The sequence below is a fragment of the Bradyrhizobium sp. R2.2-H genome, assembly GCF_004346455.1.
Lineage (GTDB): Bacteria > Pseudomonadota > Alphaproteobacteria > Rhizobiales > Xanthobacteraceae > Bradyrhizobium > Bradyrhizobium diversitatis.
This window is the reverse complement of record NZ_SMBR01000036.1, coordinates 1-1,369: the sequence shown is the minus strand read 5'-3', so window position 1 is coordinate 1,369 and position 1,369 is coordinate 1. Positions and strand designations below refer to the sequence as shown.

1 protein-coding gene is annotated in these 1,369 nt (G+C 63.0%); it reads right to left on the bottom strand.

Features of this window, described 5'->3' with window-relative positions:
* On the bottom strand, positions 1-1,233 hold a 1,233-nt coding region (locus tag EDE08_RS38145), incomplete at its 3' end, for an IS481 family transposase (protein ID WP_245525009.1).
* Positions 1,234-1,369 lie beyond the last annotated feature (136 nt).

Below are 1,369 nucleotides of genomic sequence, written 5' to 3'. Positions count from 1 at the left end.
AGAACCCCTCATCCGGCGCTTCGCTGTCCAGCGGATGGATGGGTAACAAAACAGACCGGATGGATAGGTAACAGTCGTTCGTGGTTCGGTCCGCTGCGGCGCTGCGCTAGCGCAGCGCCGCAGCGTTGATGTTTTCTGGTCGACGATGCCGATCGGCACGTTGAAGAAGCGCACTTGCCATTGCCCGTCGGCGGCTTCCGCCACGGCAACTGTTTCGCCAGCGAGAGCGCTGCAAAGATGGATGAGCTCGCCACGCCATTTGATCTCGCCGTTGGAGCGAACCTGGCGCACCGCCGCTCCGACCGGATAATCCGGCTCTGGAAGCCGCCGCGGCATCTCACGGGACGAAGGCTGATAGACGCTGGCAGGTGAACGCTGCCCGAGTGCCTCATGCGGCCGCTCTTCGTTGTAGTCGCGCATAAATGCTGCGAACCGGCGGGCTTGCGCGGCCCTGGTCGGTGGCGGTGGCCGCATGGCCTCCAGAAGCGTGAGGTGGAAACGCTCGTGCCGGCCATTCTGCTGCGGATGGCCAGGATCAATCCGTTCATGGCGGATGCCAAGCTTGATCCACCATACCGACAGCGCGGTCAGACCAGTGATCCCAGTCGAGGCGAACGGCGAGCCGTTGTCGGAGCGGATGATCTGCGGCAAGCCGTACTCGCGAAACGCACGTTCCAGCAGGGGTTGGCACTCGGCATATTGCGTGCTGCCCGTCGCCGCCAGGCTAATCAAATAGCGGCTGAAGCCATCGGTCACCGTGAAGGGCTCAACGCGAGATCGGTCGCCCAGCCGGATCCAGCCCTTGTGATCGAGGGCCCAGACATGGTTGGCATGCTGAGGCACTGTCAGTTGTCCTATACGCGGCGGTGCCCGTCGCCGGACCCGGCGGTCGTCAACCAGTCCCGCCCGCTTGAGAATCTCGCCCGCCGTCGAAGCCGACGGCCAATCGACATCCCCTTGGCGAGCCTCAAGCTTGCTGACGATCTTGCGCGGTCCCCAGCTCGGCCGCTCGAGCCGCAGCCCTACAATCGCATCCACAATGTGCTGCGGCGTCGCCCGCCCATGCACTCGCGCGGCATGGGAACGATCCTCAAGCCCGCTAGGCCCCTCCAACCGGTAGCGGTCCCGCCACTTGTAACCGGTCTTGCGGCTGATTGCGTAACGCTCGCAAAGCTCCGTCATCGTCCACAAGCCGCTTAGCTGATCCGAAATGAAGCTAACCCGCAGGTCCATTGCACAGCTCTCTTGCCAAGGCATCGGCTGATCCTCCCAGCCGATAGAGAACTGTCACCCATCCATCCGGTCTACTGTGTTACCTATCTATCCGGTCTGGACATCGCGCCACCTTCTCCCACAAGGGGAGAAGGAA